Below are 15,941 nucleotides of genomic sequence, written 5' to 3' on the forward strand. Positions count from 1 at the left end.
TCTTCGAGGGGGCAGCCGGCTGATGGGCGCCTATATTCTGCGACGCCTGCTGCTGATGATCCCGACCATCGTCGGCATCATGGCCATTTCCTTCACCATCGTGCAGTTTGCGCCGGGCGGCCCGGTCGAGCAGGTCATCGCGCAGCTGACCGGGCAGGGCGACAACGCCAGCGGCCGCCTGTCCGGCGGCACCGATATGCTGGCTCAGCAGGCCGTCGACGACAGCAACTCGAAATATCGCGGCGCGCAGGGGCTCGATCCCGAGCTGATCGCCAAGCTCGACAAGCAGTTCGGTTTCGATAAGCCGCCGCTCGAGCGCTTCGGCCGAATGATGTGGAACTATATCCGCTTCGATTTCGGCGAGAGCTTCTTCCGCAACACGACGGTCATCGACCTTATCGGTCAGAAGCTGCCGGTGTCGATCTCGCTCGGCGTCTGGATCCTGATCTTCTCCTATGCCATTTCCATCCCGCTCGGCATCCGTAAGGCGGTGCAGGACGGATCGACCTTCGACGTCTGGACGTCCGGCATCATCATCATCGGCTATGCCGTCCCGAGCTTCCTGTTCGGCATCATGCTGATCGTGCTGTTTGCCGGCGGTTCCTTCTTCGACTGGTTCCCGCTGCGCGGCCTCGTCTCAGATAATTTCGCTGACCTCAGCTGGTGGCAGAAGGTCCTCGATTATCTCTGGCATCTGGTGCTGCCGCTGATCTCGCTGTCGCTCGCAGCCTTCGCCACGACGACGCTGCTCACCAAGAATTCCTTCATCGAAGAGATCAAGAAACAATATGTCATCACCGCCCGCGCCAAGGGTCTTTCCGAACGGCGCGTGCTCTATGGCCATGTCTTCCGCAACGCCATGCTCATCGTCATCGCCGGCTTCCCCGGTGCCTTCATCTCCGCCTTTTTCACCGGCTCGCTGCTGATCGAGAATATCTTCTCGCTCGATGGCCTTGGCCGCTTGAGCTATCTCTCCGTCGTCCAGCGTGATTATCCGGTGGTGTTTGCGACGCTGTTCATCTTCTCGCTGCTCGGCCTCGTCGTCAGCCTCGTTTCCGACCTGATCTACACCTGGATCGATCCGCGCATCGACTTCGAGCGGAGGGACGTGTGATGGACGCTGCCAGCCATCCGGCTTCCCAACCGGTCGTAAAGCCGCCGCGCAAGGGTTTGTTCTCGCCAACCAATGTGCGCCGCTGGGAGAATTTCAAGGCAAACCGCCGGGGATTTTGGTCTCTCTGGATCTTCCTTGTCCTGTTCGTCCTTAGCCTTGGCGCTGAGTTTATCGTCAACGATCGGCCGATCCTCATCTCCTACAAGGGCGAGATCCTGACGCCGATCTTCGTCGACTACCCGGAAGAGAAGTTCGGCGGCTTCCTGGCGCAGACGGATTATCGCGCCCAGGATATCCAGGACGAGATCAGCGCCAATGGCTGGATGATCTGGCCGCCGATCCACTATTCCTATCAAACCGCCAATTCCAACCTTCCCATCGGAATGTCGGCGCCCACCCCGCCCTTCTGGGCAATGAGCAAGGAAAAGCGCTGCGCGGGCTATGCGACCGGCACTGCCGACCCGAACTGCAACTGGAGCAATTTCAACTGGCTCGGCACCGATGACCAGGCGCGAGACGTGCTCGCCCGCCTGATCTACGGCTTTCGTATCTCGGTGCTGTTCGGCTTGGCGCTCACCATCTGCTCGGCCGTCGTCGGCGTCTGCGCCGGTGCGATACAGGGCTATTTCGGCGGATGGACGGACCTGCTGATGCAGCGCTTCATCGAAATCTGGTCGTCCATGCCGGTCCTCTATATCTTGCTGATCATCGCCTCGGTCCTGCCGCCCGGCTTCTTCATCCTGCTCGGCATATTGCTCTTGTTTTCCTGGGTGGGTCTCGTCGGCGTGGTGCGCGCCGAATTCCTGCGGGCGCGCAATTTCGAATATGTGCGCGCTGCCCGCGCACTCGGCGTCAACAATCGCACCATCATGTATCGCCACCTGCTGCCGAATGCGATGGTCGCGACCTTGACCTTCGTTCCTTTCATCCTGTCGGGCTCGATCTCTACGCTGACCTCGCTCGATTTCCTGGGCTTTGGCATGCCGCCCGGCTCGCCGTCACTGGGGGAAATGATCGCCCAGGGCAAATCCAACCTGCAGGCGCCCTGGCTGGGGCTTTCGGCCTTCTTCACCATGTCGATCATGCTGTCGCTGCTGATTTTCATCGGTGAAGCCGTGCGCGACGCCTTCGATCCGAGGAAGACGTTCCGATGAGCGAAAACTCCACTCCGCTACTGTCTGTCCGCAATCTTTCGGTCGCCTTTCATCAGGGCGGGCAAACCTCGATCGCCGTCGACGGTGTTTCCTTCGATATCCATAGGGGCGAGGTCGTGGCGCTGGTCGGCGAATCCGGCTCCGGCAAGTCGGTCTCGGCCAATTCGATCCTGAAGCTTTTGCCCTATCCGGCCGCGAGCCACCCTTCCGGCGAAATCCTGTTCAAGGGGAAGGATATGTTGAAGGCATCGGATAGCGAGCTGCGCGCCGTGCGCGGCAACGACATTACGATGATCTTCCAGGAGCCGATGACTTCGCTCAATCCGCTCCATTCGATTGAGCGGCAGATCAGCGAAATCCTCGCGCTGCATCAGGGCATGACCGGCGAGGCTGCCCGCAACCGAACGCTGGAGCTTTTGAACCAGGTCGGCATCCGCGAACCGGAGAAGCGTCTCAAGGCCTATCCGCATGAACTGTCAGGCGGCCAGCGCCAGCGCGTGATGATCGCCATGGCGCTCGCCAACCGCCCCGAGCTCCTCATCGCCGACGAACCGACGACGGCACTCGACGTGACCGTGCAGGCGCAGATCCTCGAGCTGCTGCGCGAACTCAAGGGTGTGCACGGCATGTCGATGCTGTTCATCACCCACGATCTCGGCATCGTCCGCAAGTTCGCCGACCGTGTCTGCGTGATGACCAAGGGCCGCATCGTCGAGACCGGCACGGTGGAAGACGTCTTCACCCGGCCGCAGCATGACTATACCCGCCATTTGCTGGCCGCCGAGCCGCGCGGCGAGCCGCCGGTAAGCGATGCCGGCAAGCCTGTCGTCATGGAAGGCAACGACATTCGCGTCTGGTTCCCGATCAAGGCCGGCTTCATGCGCAAGGTCGTCGATCATGTGAAGGCGGTCGACGGCATCGATCTGAAACTCAGGGCCGGCCAGACGCTTGGCGTCGTCGGCGAATCCGGCTCGGGCAAGACGACGCTCGGTTTGGCGCTCGCCCGGCTCATTTCATCCCGTGGACGCATCAGCTTCGTCGGCAAGGATATAGCCGGCTATTCGTTCCGCGAGATGCGGCCGCTCCGTAACCAATTGCAGGTGGTCTTCCAGGATCCTTACGGGTCGCTCAGCCCGCGCATGTCGGTCGGCGAGATCATCGCCGAAGGGCTCAAGGTGCATGAGCGGTCGCTTTCGGCCGATGAGCGCGACAAGCGCGTCTGCTGGGCGCTGGAGGAGGTCGGCCTCGATCCGTCCACCCGTTGGCGTTTTCCGCATGAGTTCTCCGGCGGTCAGCGTCAGCGCATCGCGATCGCACGCGCCATGGTGCTGAAGCCGCGTTTCGTTATGCTGGACGAGCCGACCTCGGCGCTCGACATGAGCGTGCAGGCGCAGGTGGTCGATCTGCTGCGCGATCTGCAGAAGAAGCACGATCTCGCCTACCTGTTCATTAGCCATGACCTGAAGGTGGTGAAGGCACTCGCCAACGAGCTGATCGTCATGCGGTTCGGCAAGGTGGTCGAACAAGGTGCCTCGGCCGATATTTTCCGTGCGCCGCAGGAAGATTACACCAAGGCGCTTCTTGCCGCCGCATTCAACATCGAAGCGGTCCCAACCGCCGCCATCAAACAGTGAAGACTTCCGCCATGCCGGCCAAAAGCCCCATTCTCGTCGACCTGAAATTCGATCCTGCATCCGTTGCCAAGGCGCTCGAGACGGCCTTTGCCGATCGCGACATCATCAATCTCGCCGATCCCGCCAACAAGGGCGCGGATCTCACCCATGTCGACTATGCGCTTCTGTGGAAGCCGGATGCCGATCTTTTTCAGCGCGCACCCAATCTGAAGGTCATCTTCTCCGGCGGAGCCGGTGTCGATTCGATGATGTCCATCGCCGGCCTGCCCGACATTCCGATCGTTCGCTTCGTCGATCGCAGCCTCACGACACGCATGAGCGAATGGGTCGTGATGCAGTGCCTGATGCATCTGCGAGATGTTCAGGGGCATTTCAGGAACCAACGCCAGCATCTATGGGCGCCACAACATGGCCCTGAGGCGGCTGACGTCACCGTCGGCGTCATGGGCCTCGGCGTTCTCGGCTGCGATGCCGCCGCCAAGCTGAAGGTGATGGGCTTCGATGTCATCGGCTGGTCCCGCAACAAGAAGCAGATCGACGGCATGGAAACTTTCGATGCCGCCGGGCTGGATGCATTTCTGGCGCGTACCGATATCCTGGTCGGCTTGTTGCCGCTGACGCCGGAGACGACAGGCATCTACAATGCGTCGCTCTTTTCCAAGCTCCGCCGTAATGGAGCTTTGGGCAAGCCGGCCTTCATCAATGCCGGCCGCGGCAAGAGCCAGGTTCAGGCCGATATCGCCTCGGCGGTCCGAACAGGTGTTCTGGGTGGCGCTTCGCTCGATGTCTTCGCCGTCGAACCCCTGGCGGCGGACGACCCGCTCTGGGATCTGGACAATGTCATCATCACGCCCCATGATTCCGCGGTATCGGAAGAAAAGGCGCTCATGCGCCATGTCGAGGAGCAGATCGCCCGCTTCGAACGGGGCGAACCGCTGCAGCATCTGGTGGATCGCAGCCGGGGTTACTAAGTCTGTATCAGATGGCGGTGATCGGGGCCCTTCGCCTCGGTTGTTGCCGGCGAAGGGCGGCCCATCTACTCTGGTATCAATTTTCTTTCAGCGACTGGACTTTCGCTCAACATTTTTTGATAACAGAGTGCGACATACGCGTGCCGGCATGCCCGCTGGCGAGAAATGGGACGTCGGCAGGGCAGGAGACGGGGCAGGAACGACATGACGAAGACGGATATCGCCACCCGCGTCTATAACCATACCTGGAAGCTCGATCCGATCGTCCGCAGTCTGATCGATACGGATTTCTATAAGCTTCTGATGCTCCAGATGATCTGGAAGCTCTATCCGGACGTCGACGCTACGTTCTCGCTCATCAATCGCACCAAGAGCGTGCGCCTGGCCGACGTGATCGACGAGAAGGAATTGCGCGAGCAGCTCGATCATGCCCGTACGCTCAGCCTCTCCAAAAAGGAGATGATCTGGCTTGCGGGTAACAGCTTTTACGGCCGCGCCCAGATCTTCGAGCCGGAATTCCTCGCATGGCTGTCGAATTTCCAGCTGCCGGAATACGAGCTTTCGAAGCGCGACGGCCAGTATATTCTTGACTTCCACGGCTCGTGGAAGGAAACGACGATGTGGGAGATCCCCGCACTCGCCATCATCAACGAGCTTCGTTCGCGCACGGCGCTGAAGGCGCTCGGCCCCTTCACGCTCGATGTGCTCTATGCCCGCGCCAAGGCGAAGATGTGGGAAAAGGTGGAGCGGCTGAGAGAGCTGCCCGGCCTGCGCATTTCCGATTTCGGCACCCGCCGCCGCCACAGTTTCCTCTGGCAGCGCTGGTGCGTCGAGGCGCTGAAGGAAGGTGTGCCCCACGCTTTCACCGGCACGAGCAACGTGCTGCTCGCCATGGATTCCGATCTCGAAGCCGTCGGCACCAATGCGCACGAGTTGCCGATGGTCGCTGCAGCGCTGGCCCGGAACGACGAAGAGCTCGGCAAGGCACCCTATAAGGTGCTTCGGGACTGGAACCGTCTCTACGGCGGCAATCTTCTCGTGGTCCTGCCCGATGCCTTCGGCACGGCCTCGTTCCTGCGCCATGCGCCGGAATGGGTGGCTGATTGGACCGGTTTCCGTCCAGACAGCGCGCCGCCCATCGAAGGTGGCGAAAAAATCATCGACTGGTGGAAGAAGATGGGCCGCGATCCGCGCCAGAAGCTGCTGATCTTCTCCGACGGCCTCGATGTCGATGCGATCATCGACACCTACAAGCATTTCGACGGCCGCGTGCGCATGAGCTTCGGCTGGGGGACCAACCTGACCAACGATTTTGCCGGCTGCGCGCCGACCGAACTCAAGGGGTTGAGCCCCATCTCCATCGTCTGCAAGGTCATTGAGGCCAACGGCCGCCCGGCCGTCAAGCTCTCGGACAATCCCCAGAAGGCGACGGGGGAACCGGCGGAAGTCGAACGCTATCTGAAGTTCTTCGGCGCGGAAGATCGCGTCGATCAGGAGGTTCTGGTGTAGCACCTTCAAGCGACTGCGCAAAATGCCTTAGTGGCGGCTGATGGTTTCTAACCTCGCCACCCGGTTGAACAGCGTCCACTTGCCATTCTCCCAGCGATATTGATCCGGCGAAATAACGTAGGGCACGTCGCTCAGATCGGCGCTGATCAGCTCCAGAAGCTGCAGGCCCTCAATGTCGTTCTCATGGGTGAAGAACACCTTGTCGCGCGACAGGAACGCCGCGATCGGCGCGGCGCCGCCGGACTGTTCTTGGATCTGTGCCCAGAAATTTGGCAGGAAGGCGACGCTGGATTCGAACTGGCCGTCCACCTCGACATATTGGAACCGGCTGCGCTTGGCGATGTGCAGGCCGGTTTTGGTGAGAAACGTCTGTAGATTGCCTTGCGCCAATTCCGCCAACTCCCGCGTGTCGATACCCCAGTCTTCCAGCGCCGTGGACATGACATAGCTGACGCTGGTCTCGCCATTGACCACGAAGAGCTTGATCAGGCCCTCGGCCTCGTCGAGATAGACGAATTGCGGCGGATCGGGCTCGTCCTTGACGGCCCGGATCATCTGTTGCCGCGCCACGTCGACGAAATCGCGCGCCTTCAGAACCGGCAGGACCTTGGCGAGTTCCTCGCCGCCATTCATGGCTTCCGTCATATTGAGATAGTTGAGCAACGCTTGCGCGCGAGCCGGGCCGCGCTTTTCCCGTAGCGCCAGCAGCGCGTTGCTGAGGAATTTCGTCATGGCATCGCCGTTGCGGCTGTGCAGTGTCAGGCTGCCGGCTCGGGCATCGTAATCGATCCTGATCAGGTCGCCGAAAAACGGCAGCCGTTCCTGCAGATAGGCTGCAAAACGCGCTTCATCCTGCAAGGCTTCGTCGGGGATATTCAGATCGAGCATCTTGATCGGCGGAGCGTCCGTTGGCTCGGGCGTCGGGAGCCTCTGCTCGGCCAGCTTGCCTTTACCGAAGAGCTTCTTCAGGAAATTGAACACGCGCGTCCCCAAGCGTCGAACGGTACCGCTGAAGAACCTAGCGCGGCAGTTGCTCGTCGGCAATGCCGAGGCGAGCATGGAAAGGGAAGGCGGTAAGTGCCTGCTTGCCCGCGGGAAAAAGGCGTATAGTCTGCCGAAGGCGGACTGGTCGGTCCGATTGAGGGAAGGGCGGTACGCATGAAGAATGTCAGGGGTGGCAGGCTGTCGATCGGGGCGCTGCTTTTCTGTCTCTTTGCATTCACCGCTCCTCTCTCGGCTTTCGCCCAGAGTACCGCTGCCGCTCAATCGGCTGCACCGCCGCCAGACAAGGTTCGCGAACTCATTCAGCTGATGAACGAGCCGGATGTCCGGCAATGGCTGGCATCTCAATTGAGCAATCCGCCGACCTCTTCCACCAGTCCCGCACCGGCCGGCGGCGACCAGATGTCCGTGTTATCGGGCCTGCTTGGTCACACGCGGCGCCACTTTGAAATCCTGTCGGGCTCGGCGATGACGTTGCCCTATCAGGTCATGATGGCATCCGAAAAGCTTGAGGATGAAGGCAAGGCGGTCGGTCTGCTGCGCATTATCATCCAGATCGTCATTCTTTTCTTCCTGGGGCAGGTGGCGGAGCTTGTCGTTGCCCGCTTCATCAATTCCAAGCGCATGCGACGCCAAGAAAGGGCTACCGATGCAGAGACCGAGCTGCAGGCCGCGCGATCCCAGTTTTTGGGCGGCGTCGTGCCCGCCATCATCCATGGCCTGGTGACCCTAATTCCGCTTCTCGCCTTCGACTGGCCGCCGGCGATCGAAAGCTTCGCCATTGCCTGTGTCATTGCGCTGGTCTCCATCCGACTGGCGATTTCCATCGGCAAACTGGTGATGGAGCTGATCGCCATGCGCCGGGCGAACGATATTCTGGACGAGGATGGCGGCACTGCGCGCATTGCCGAACGGCGGCGCGTGGCGAGATACTGGTATCGGCGAGGCACCCTCTTCGCCATTTATTTCGCTTGCGGTTGGGCCGTCATACAGGCCGTCATCTCGCTCGGCTTTTCCGCCGGTGCGCGCGATCTCATCGGCTATACCCTCGGTATCGGCCTCTTTCTGATTGCCGTGACCGCCGTCTGGTCGAGACCCGTTGCGCCGGAAAATCGTGGGGCGAAGACGGTTTCCTGGCTGTTGACCATTTTCTTCGCGGCGCTCTGGTGCCTCTGGGTAGCCGGTTTCGATGGCCTTCTGTGGCTTGGCATCTACGCGATCTTGCTGCCGCGTATTCTCTCGGTCGCGACGCAGGCGATCGAGGCGCTGCATGACGCGGCCGACGGTATCTTCGGCGCCGGCAAGTTGGCGGCCGTGCTTCTCGACCGCGGCTTGAGGGCGCTGATCATCACGCTCGCAGCCCTATGGCTGGGGTGGATGCTGGGGGTCGAGGCGCATGCAATGATGAGCGGCAGTGAATCGAATGTCGGTCGCATAGCGCGCGGCATTCTGGGCGGGATCGTCATCCTTCTCGTCGCCGATCTCGTCTGGCACCTGGCGAAAACTTATATCGACGGCAAGCTGATGCAATCCCTGCCTGCCCTCAGCGATTCCGAAGAGATGAGGGCCAATCGCGCTCGGCTGCAGACGCTGCTGCCGATCTTCCGCAACATTCTTGCCGTCGTCATCGGCATCATCGCGATCATGATGGTTCTGTCGGGCCTCGGCGTCCAGATCGGACCGTTGATCGCCGGCGCCGGCGTTGTCGGCGTCGCGGTCGGCTTCGGTGCACAGACCATCGTCAAGGATGTCATCAGCGGTATCTTCTATCTGTGGGACGATGCCTTCCGCATCGGCGAATACATCGAAAGCGGCAGCCACAAGGGGGTGGTGGAGTCCTTCAGCCTGCGCTCGGTAAAACTGCGCCACCAGCGCGGCCCGCTGGCGACGATCCCCTTCGGTTCGCTCGGCGCGGTCAACAACATGAACCGCGACTGGGCCATCGATAAGATCATCGTCAAGGTCACCTATGATACCGATCTGGTGAAGTTGAAGCGGATCATCAAGGATATCGGCCAGCGCCTGCTCGAAGATGCAGATCTGAAGCCGAGCATCATCCAGACGCTGAAGATGAAGGGCGTCGAGCAGTTCGGCGATTTCGCGATCGAGATCAGGCTGGCGATCACTGCCAAACCCAACGAACTCTCCGTCATCCGCCGCAGCGCACTGGCTCTGATCAAGCAGGCCTTCGACGAGAACGGCATCCAGTTCGCGGTCCCGACCGTGCAGGTGGCAAGCGACAAGGATGCAGCCGCCGCCGCGGCCCGGCAGCTTGTCCAGATGCGTGCGGCTGACGTCGATGGCGGACAGCAAGCCGGTTAACAAGCAGGGTCGCGCCGGTCACCTGTCGTCTTTCGGCACTGCAGTGCTCCCGCGTACCACCAGCGTGACGTCGATCATCTCACGCTCCACCTGCACGGCATCGTGGAGAACCGCCTTTACCGCACGTTGCGCGATTTCTGCAAAGGGTTGCGCCATCGTCGTCAGGCCGGGCTCCACCATGCCGCCTTCCGGCACGCCGTCGAAGCCGATGACGGAGACATCTTGCGGAACCGAAAGGCCTCGCGCTCGCAGCCAGTTGATCGCCAGCAATGCGATATTGTCGGACATGGCGAGGATCGCCGTCGGCGGCTCAGGCGCGGAAAACAGGAAGTCGAGCCCGGCCTCGACGCTTGGCTTGTCGTTGATCGTCTCATAGATCGGCACGTCCTCGCGCCGAATGCCGAACGCTTCCAGCGCTTGCCAGTAACCGAGCGCACGATCGCGCGAGGTCGAATAGATCGCCCGCTCGATCTCGGCGATACCGACCGGCCCGACATGGTCGTCCGAGAGTTCGGTCGCAAGCACGCCAAAACGCTTGTGACCCAGCTCCGCCAGATGCCGGGCTGCGACAGCAGCACCTCCCAGATTGTTGACGCTGATAGAAGCGATCGACGGATCGTCGTCGTTCAAGGCCAGAGCGATGAAGGGCAATTGCCGTTCGCGTGTCAGCTGAACCAGCTTTTCGCCGCCTTCGACACAGAGCAGGATGAAACCGTCCACCAGCGCACTCTTGATGTTCCAGTCCAGCTTCTGCCGGTCCTTGGCCGAGACCAGCGCAAGACCAGTGCCACTGGCATCGCAGACTTGGGAAACGGCGGCCAAGAGCGCTCGTGCCCAGGGATCATCGAAGAAATAGGCAAGCGGCTCCACGGCCGCGACGCCGATGGCATTGACCTTTCCGGCCCGCAGAAGCCGTCCCGTCAGGCTCGGCCCGGCATAGCCGAGCCGTTTGGCCGTTTCCAGCACGTGTTCGCGCACTTCCTCGCGCACCACGTCGGGCCGGCTGAAGACATTGGAGGCGGTTCCCTGCGATACGCCCGCCGCCTTGGCGACGTCCGCGAGCCTGATGGTGCCCTTGGCCAATGCAATCTCCCTTGTTTCCGGCGCATCCTAGCAATGAAGTTGTATCGGTTCAATTCCGCTTGACGTCAGATTCTTGAAGTGTAGGATTGAACCGATTCAATAAGGAAGTGCATATCGATTTTGGATCGATTCAAAGCGAAAGAAGAACCGATGCTGACCAACCATCTCTTCAAGGATCTCTACTATGATCGCTGGGGCGATCCCGCCAATCCGAACGCTGTCGATCCACCAGCACCTGAAGACAAGGGCGGCGCCGGCAGGCAAGGCATTCTTGCCCGATTGGCGAGACTTTTCTGCCGCCGTCGAAATCGCCCGTCGGCCTGGTCCTTCACGATTTCGAGCAAGACGCCCGACACGGAGAGCGAAACCAACATGCGGAGCCGCACCGGGCTTGAAGATCCGAAGTTCCTCGCGATCGCCAAGGCCCTGTCGCGGAATTGCTAGGGCAACACCATGATGCGCTCCAATGCCCTGCGCCGGCTTTAGAAGTTTTCCTTGTAGGGCCGCAGATCGAGCTCTTGAGTCCAAGCCGATGGATGCTGGCGATGGATATGCCAGTAGCTCTCGGCAATGGCATCGATGTTCAGAAGCCCATCGGCATCCATATCCGGCCGTCGCGAGCGCAGCCGCTCACCGTCGATGCCGCCATCGATGATGGTGTGGGCGACATGCAGGCCGAGCGGACCGAACTCTCTCGCCATACTCTGGCTGATCATTCGAAGGCCCGCCTTGGCGGCGGCGAATTGGGCAAAGCCCGCCTTGCCGCGCAAGCTGGCGGAGGCGCCGGTGAAGATCACCGTACCGCGGCCGAGCGGTGCCAGGTGACGCGCCGCCTCGCGCCCGACGAGGAAGCCGCCGAAGCAGCAGATGCGCCAGAACTCTTCGAACTGGGCGGCAGTCAGATCGCGAAAGCCGATCGGGCGGTTGATGCCGGCATTGAAGACGACCAAATCAGGCGCGGCGATGCCATTCCGTGGCGTAAAGGCATGCTCGAACAGCCGCACGACGGCGGCTTCGTCCGTAGCGTCCGTTTCGATAGCCTCGGCGCTGCCGCCGGATGCATTGATGGTCGCGGCGACCTTGTCGATCTTCGCCGGTGTCCGCCCGGCAATGACGACATGATAGCCCTTGCCGGCGAGAAGCCGACAGAGCGCAGCGCCCAGCCCTTGTTCCGCTCCCACTCCGACGATGACGGCGTTTGGTGTGCTCATTCTGCTGCCTCCATGGCATCATTTAATGATGGATAGTCGGTATAGCCCTCGGCTCCGCCGCCATAGAAGGTCGGGCGATGATAGGGGTTGAGGGGTGCGCCGCGCCGAATGCGCTCCGGCAGATCGGGATTGGCGATGAACAGGCGGCCAAAGGCGATCGCATCGGCATGGCCGGCGGCGAGCGCGGCCTCGGCAGTGTCCGGCCGAAAGTTTCCAGCCACGATCAGCTTGCCCGACCATGCGGGCCTAAACAGTTCCGCAGCCGAGGGCACGTTCTTGTGGTCGACTTCGGCTTGACCTGCGCCGCTGGCACGCGGCTCGATCAGGTGCAGATAGGCAAGATGCAGCCGGTCTAGTTCGCGAATGACATGGCCGTAAAGGCGCAGCGGATCGTCCTCGCCGCTGTCATTGGCAATGCCGAAAGGCGAGAGGCGGACGCCGACGCGCTGCGAACCCCAGACCTTGGAAACGGCCTCAACCACCTCGAGCAGAAGCCGCGTACGGTTCTCGATCGAGCCGCCATATTGATCGGTCCGCTGGTTTGTCCGTGCCTGCAGAAATTGTTCGATCAGGTAGCCATTGGCGCCGTGGATCTCGACCCCGTCGAAGCCGGCTTGCTTGGCGTTGGCGGCGGCCTGTGCGTAGATGTCGATCAGCAACGGTATCAGATCGATGTCGATCGCCTGCGGCGTCTCGAAAGGCGCGCGTTCGAAGGAAGCCGTAACGGCCTGTCCCTTGGCGGCGATTGCCGAAGGAGCGATGGGGGCTGCACCATCGGGCTGATGCGAGGAATGGGAAATGCGGCCGACATGCCAGAGCTGCAGGAAGATCTTGCCACCCTTGCCATGGACCGCATCCGTGACCGCCTGCCAGCCGGCGATCTGCTCGGGCGTGTGGATGCCGGGTGTTGCCGGCATGCCTTGCCCGACGAGAGAAACCTGCGATCCCTCAGAAATGATCAGGCCGCCCTTGGTCGCGCGCTGCCCATAATATTCGGCATTCAGCGCAGTGGGGACATTGCCCGGCTGGCTTGCCCGCATGCGCGTCAGCGGCGCCATGATGACGCGATGCGCCAGCTCATGGGGGCCGACAGCAAGCGGCGAAAATAAATTGATCGTCATGAAATTCTCCTGCCTGGAGCCAAAATTGCTCCCCGGGGCGGAAGGGCCTGTCAGTGGCGATTCGGTCTCGGGAGTTTGAATAAGATGATGGTCATCATTTATTCCAACAATCGGAAGTGCGCAACTGAATCTGATGTCAGGCCGGAATCCGAGCGAGGAATGCGAGCAGGGCGGCGTTGAATTGAGCCGGTCGCTGCAAGGGTGCGAAGTGACTGACGCCGGGTAGAAGGATCATCTCCGCGCCCGGAATGTGCCGCACGAGATAGTCGGCATGTTCGTGCTTGATGAACTCGTCATGCTCGCTGTGCACGATGACGACGGGCACGTGGATGTCGGCGAGATCGGCGATGGTGTAATTCGGCTCCGTCCGCTGCATCAGGCCGACGGCCTCGATGAAGGCATCGAACTCATCAGGCGCGGCCGATAGGGCGGCATAATCCTTCGTGTGCCGGGAAAAGCAGCGTTCGATGATCGGCGTTGCCACGAATTCTTTCGTGCCGCTGGGGTCCATGTTGCAGGCGAAGAAGAACACCCCGGAAATCCGCTCCGGATGGGTTCGTCCGAGGATCATGCCGACGCAGGCACCGTCGCTCCATCCGGCAACGGCTGCCTTCCCGATCTTCAGCCTGTCCATCACGGCCAATACGTCGGAGGCCAACAGCTCGTAAGTATAGGGCCGCTCGTCGCGCGTGCTGCGGCCGTGACCGCGGCTGTCAATGACGATGACACGATGGCCGGCTTCGATCAGTGCCGGCACCTGATAGCCCCAGTTACCGCTGTTTCCGAGCCCGCCATGAAGGAGGATTACCGGAGTGCCGCTGCCGTAGGATGCATACCATATGCGGGCGCCATCGTGATCGACCTGGCCGCGTGTTTCCGTGTCCGGCAAGGGTGCTGCCCCTTCTGCCTCGAATCGATCGAGATTATCGTCTCGAAGTTCCATGCTGACCTCCCAACAGGCTGCCTCCTCCAGACAGCAATGCGAGCGAACCTATTCGATCCGCGGTGGTTTTTCCAACACAGCTTACGGTTTCGTCGCCGCCAGATGCTCGAAAAGATCGCGGGCTTGCGGCGGCAGATCTTCCAGTGAACGTGTGCAGACCGAAAGCTTGCGCGTCGCCCAGCTGTCGGTAAGGCGCAAGGCGGCTATCCCCATCGAGCGGCTGCAACGCCGCGCGGCCGATACCGGTACGATGCCGAGACCGATGCCGCAGGCGGCCATCGCGCAGATGGCCTCGAAGGTCCGCAACCGTACGCGTATCTTCAGCCTTGTGCCGAGCCTGGCGGCCTGCGCGTCGATGTGGTCCTGCAGTGCCCCGCCTGCAAGTCCGATGAAATGCTCATGCAGAATATCGGCGAAAGCGATCCGTTTCTCTGTCGCAAGTGCATGATCGCGAGGCAGGACCACCACGAGCCGGTCGATGGCGAAGGGGCGTAGCACGAGACCCGATGTGTCGACGGCGTCGGAGAGAATGCCGATCTCCGCCAGTCCTGCAGAAACGGCCCTTGCGATTTCCATGCTTTGGCGCTCCTTGAGCTCGATGTCGATGCGCGGGTGCCGCGCCATCCAATCGCCGAGGCGTTGCGGCAGGAACTCGGTGATGGAGGCAGTATTGGCGACAAGCCGGATCGTCGCCCGTAGACCGCTGGCATGCTCGCCGAGTTCGCCGTGTATCTGCGCCAATTGCCGCTGGATCAGGCGCGCATGATGCGCCAGCGCTTCCCCGGCCGCCGTAGGACTGATGCCGCGCCGCCCGCGCTCCAGAAGCTGCACGCCGCCATTGGCCTCCATGTCGCGCAGCCGCTCGCTGGCGGCCGGCAGCGAAAGTCCGACATCGGCAGCCCCGTGGGTAATGCTGCCGGCATCCACGACGGCAAGGAAGAGACGAAGGTCGGTCAGATCGAAGCGCATGCTCGAAGATTATCGCATATTCAGCCTTCGGCATAGCCGAAGCCTGCCTTCGCATGATCCGCATTGTCGGACCCTCCGGATTTGCTAGGGAAGGGACATGACGGATCATTCGACATGGCTTGTTGCCGCGATCTTCGCGACCTTCTTCGCTGCCGGCATCGTCAAGGGCGTGACCGGCATGGGGCTGCCGACCGTGGCGATGGGCGTGCTCGGCGCATTGATCTCGCCGCTCACTGCGGCAGGCCTGCTGATCGCGCCGTCCTTCGTGACGAATGCCTGGCAGCTGCTGGCGGGTCCGAGTTTCGGCAGGCTTGCGCGCCGGTTCTGGCTGCTGGTCGTCATGGTCGTAGCCGGCACCTTCGCCGGCTCATCTTTGCTCGCGAGCGGCAATTCGTTGTTGACGACAGGTGCCTTGGGCGCGGCACTCGCCCTTTATGCCGCTCATGCGCTGCTCGCCCGCCAGCTTCGTGTGCCTGCGAAACTGGAGCCGTTGATGTCGCCCGCCATTGGCCTGGCGACCGGCCTTCTGACCGGAGCCACGGGTGTCTTCGTCGTGCCCGCAGTTCCCTATCTCCAGGCGCTCGGCCTCGAGAAGGATGATCTGGTTCAGGCCCTCGGCCTTTCCTTCACGGTTTCGACGGTGGCGCTGGCCGGCGCGCTTGCATGGCACGGCGCCTTTCGCATGGACAATCTGGCGATGTCGGCCCTTGCGATCATTCCGGCGCTCGCCGGCATGTGGACGGGCCAGATCGTCCGCAATCGCGTCAGTCCGGCAACCTTACGCCGATGGTTTCTGGTGTGCCTTCTTATGCTTGGCGCCGAAATGATCTCCAGGGCATTTTTGTAGTTGAGATCGACCTTGTCACTTCGTCGGGTGCGCCTCCATATGATGTGAAGTTTTCTTCAAA

14 protein-coding genes are annotated in these 15,941 nt (G+C 61.4%); 8 read left to right on the forward strand and 6 right to left on the reverse strand.

Annotated elements, in window-relative coordinates:
• Positions 1 to 22: 22 nt before the first annotated feature.
• From QD409_RS04570 to pncB, 5 genes are all read left to right on the forward strand, one after another.
• Positions 23 to 1,114 carry a microcin C ABC transporter permease YejB gene (locus QD409_RS04570; protein WP_430761934.1) on the forward strand — a complete coding sequence of 364 codons (1,092 nt, stop codon included), beginning with the start codon at positions 23 to 25 and terminating at the stop codon, positions 1,112 to 1,114.
• Positions 1,114 to 2,268, forward strand: a complete 1,155-nt coding sequence (locus QD409_RS04575; protein ID WP_430761935.1) for an ABC transporter permease — start codon at positions 1,114 to 1,116, stop codon at positions 2,266 to 2,268. Before QD409_RS04570 ends, QD409_RS04575 begins: the two co-directional genes overlap by 1 nt.
• Complete coding sequence (locus QD409_RS04580; RefSeq protein WP_430761936.1) at positions 2,265 to 3,902, forward strand: ABC transporter ATP-binding protein; 1,638 nt, start codon at positions 2,265 to 2,267, stop codon at positions 3,900 to 3,902. Before QD409_RS04575 ends, QD409_RS04580 begins: the two co-directional genes overlap by 4 nt.
• An 11-nt stretch (positions 3,903 to 3,913) precedes the next feature.
• On the forward strand, positions 3,914 to 4,873 hold the full coding sequence (locus tag QD409_RS04585) for a 2-hydroxyacid dehydrogenase (RefSeq protein ID WP_430761937.1): 960 nt from the start codon (positions 3,914 to 3,916) through the stop codon (positions 4,871 to 4,873).
• A gap of 204 nt (positions 4,874 to 5,077) precedes the next feature.
• Positions 5,078 to 6,382, forward strand: coding sequence for a nicotinate phosphoribosyltransferase (gene pncB / locus QD409_RS04590; RefSeq protein WP_430761938.1), 1,305 nt, complete (start codon positions 5,078 to 5,080; stop codon positions 6,380 to 6,382).
• A 27-nt stretch (positions 6,383 to 6,409) separates the two neighbouring features.
• On the opposite strand, the gene QD409_RS04595 is transcribed toward pncB, so the two are convergent.
• Positions 6,410 to 7,363 (reverse strand): hypothetical protein, encoded by a 954-nt coding sequence (locus QD409_RS04595; protein WP_430761939.1) that lies wholly within the window; start codon positions 7,361 to 7,363, stop codon positions 6,410 to 6,412.
• Between the two features lie 177 nt (positions 7,364 to 7,540).
• On the opposite strand from QD409_RS04595, the gene QD409_RS04600 reads away from it, so the two are divergent.
• Positions 7,541 to 9,706 carry a mechanosensitive ion channel family protein gene (locus QD409_RS04600; protein ID WP_430761940.1) on the forward strand — a complete coding sequence of 722 codons (2,166 nt, stop codon included), beginning with the start codon at positions 7,541 to 7,543 and terminating at the stop codon, positions 9,704 to 9,706.
• A gap of 18 nt (positions 9,707 to 9,724) precedes the next feature.
• Here the strand turns inward: QD409_RS04600 and QD409_RS04605 are convergent, their stop codons facing one another.
• Positions 9,725 to 10,789: a LacI family DNA-binding transcriptional regulator gene (locus QD409_RS04605; protein WP_430761941.1), complete on the reverse strand. Its 1,065-nt coding sequence runs from the start codon at positions 10,787 to 10,789 to the stop codon at positions 9,725 to 9,727.
• A 150-nt stretch (positions 10,790 to 10,939) separates the two neighbouring features.
• Between QD409_RS04605 and QD409_RS04610 the strand changes: the two genes are divergently transcribed.
• A complete protein-coding gene (locus QD409_RS04610; RefSeq protein ID WP_430761942.1) occupies positions 10,940 to 11,233 on the forward strand; it encodes a hypothetical protein in 294 nt (97 codons plus the stop codon).
• A 38-nt stretch (positions 11,234 to 11,271) separates the two neighbouring features.
• Here the strand turns inward: QD409_RS04610 and QD409_RS04615 are convergent, their stop codons facing one another.
• The 4 genes from QD409_RS04615 to QD409_RS04630 all read right to left on the reverse strand — a co-directional run bounded on the left by QD409_RS04615 (position 11,272) and on the right by QD409_RS04630 (position 15,033).
• Positions 11,272 to 12,000 (reverse strand): SDR family NAD(P)-dependent oxidoreductase, encoded by a 729-nt coding sequence (locus QD409_RS04615; protein ID WP_430761943.1) that lies wholly within the window; start codon positions 11,998 to 12,000, stop codon positions 11,272 to 11,274.
• Positions 11,997 to 13,121 (reverse strand): alkene reductase, encoded by a 1,125-nt coding sequence (locus QD409_RS04620; protein ID WP_430761944.1) that lies wholly within the window; start codon positions 13,119 to 13,121, stop codon positions 11,997 to 11,999. The genes QD409_RS04615 and QD409_RS04620 overlap by 4 nt, the downstream gene beginning before the upstream one ends.
• Positions 13,122 to 13,257: 136 nt before the next feature.
• Positions 13,258 to 14,064 carry an alpha/beta fold hydrolase gene (locus QD409_RS04625; RefSeq protein WP_430761945.1) on the reverse strand — a complete coding sequence of 269 codons (807 nt, stop codon included), beginning with the start codon at positions 14,062 to 14,064 and terminating at the stop codon, positions 13,258 to 13,260.
• Between the two features lie 81 nt (positions 14,065 to 14,145).
• The gene (locus tag QD409_RS04630; protein ID WP_430761946.1) at positions 14,146 to 15,033 is read right to left on the reverse strand and encodes a LysR family transcriptional regulator; all 888 of its coding nucleotides are present in this window, start codon (positions 15,031 to 15,033) and stop codon (positions 14,146 to 14,148) included.
• Between the two features lie 97 nt (positions 15,034 to 15,130).
• Here QD409_RS04630 and QD409_RS04635 point away from each other — a divergent pair, with 97 nt between their 5' ends.
• Positions 15,131 to 15,880 carry a sulfite exporter TauE/SafE family protein gene (locus QD409_RS04635; RefSeq protein ID WP_430761947.1) on the forward strand — a complete coding sequence of 250 codons (750 nt, stop codon included), beginning with the start codon at positions 15,131 to 15,133 and terminating at the stop codon, positions 15,878 to 15,880.
• The last annotated feature ends 61 nt before the right edge of the window (positions 15,881 to 15,941 follow it).

It is taken from the genome of Rhizobium sp. BR 315, assembly GCF_050577975.1.
GTDB lineage: Bacteria > Pseudomonadota > Alphaproteobacteria > Rhizobiales > Rhizobiaceae > Rhizobium > Rhizobium miluonense.

Excerpts from the sequence above, each read along its gene's own strand:
- QD409_RS04570 (WP_430761934.1), top strand. The coding sequence starts at position 23 with ATGGGCGCCTATATTCTGCGACGCCTGCTGCTGATGATCCCGACCATC.
- QD409_RS04620 (WP_430761944.1), bottom strand. The coding sequence starts at position 13,121 with ATGACGATCAATTTATTTTCGCCGCTTGCTGTCGGCCCCCATGAGCTG.
- QD409_RS04580 (WP_430761936.1), top strand. The coding sequence starts at position 2,265 with ATGAGCGAAAACTCCACTCCGCTACTGTCTGTCCGCAATCTTTCGGTC.
- QD409_RS04635 (WP_430761947.1), top strand. The coding sequence starts at position 15,131 with ATGACGGATCATTCGACATGGCTTGTTGCCGCGATCTTCGCGACCTTC.
- QD409_RS04610 (WP_430761942.1), top strand. The coding sequence starts at position 10,940 with ATGCTGACCAACCATCTCTTCAAGGATCTCTACTATGATCGCTGGGGC.
- QD409_RS04625 (WP_430761945.1), bottom strand. The coding sequence starts at position 14,064 with ATGGAACTTCGAGACGATAATCTCGATCGATTCGAGGCAGAAGGGGCA.
- QD409_RS04600 (WP_430761940.1), top strand. The coding sequence starts at position 7,541 with ATGAAGAATGTCAGGGGTGGCAGGCTGTCGATCGGGGCGCTGCTTTTC.
- QD409_RS04630 (WP_430761946.1), bottom strand. The coding sequence starts at position 15,033 with ATGCGCTTCGATCTGACCGACCTTCGTCTCTTCCTTGCCGTCGTGGAT.
- pncB (WP_430761938.1), top strand. The coding sequence starts at position 5,078 with ATGACGAAGACGGATATCGCCACCCGCGTCTATAACCATACCTGGAAG.
- QD409_RS04585 (WP_430761937.1), top strand. The coding sequence starts at position 3,914 with ATGCCGGCCAAAAGCCCCATTCTCGTCGACCTGAAATTCGATCCTGCA.
- QD409_RS04575 (WP_430761935.1), top strand. The coding sequence starts at position 1,114 with ATGGACGCTGCCAGCCATCCGGCTTCCCAACCGGTCGTAAAGCCGCCG.
- QD409_RS04615 (WP_430761943.1), bottom strand. The coding sequence starts at position 12,000 with ATGAGCACACCAAACGCCGTCATCGTCGGAGTGGGAGCGGAACAAGGG.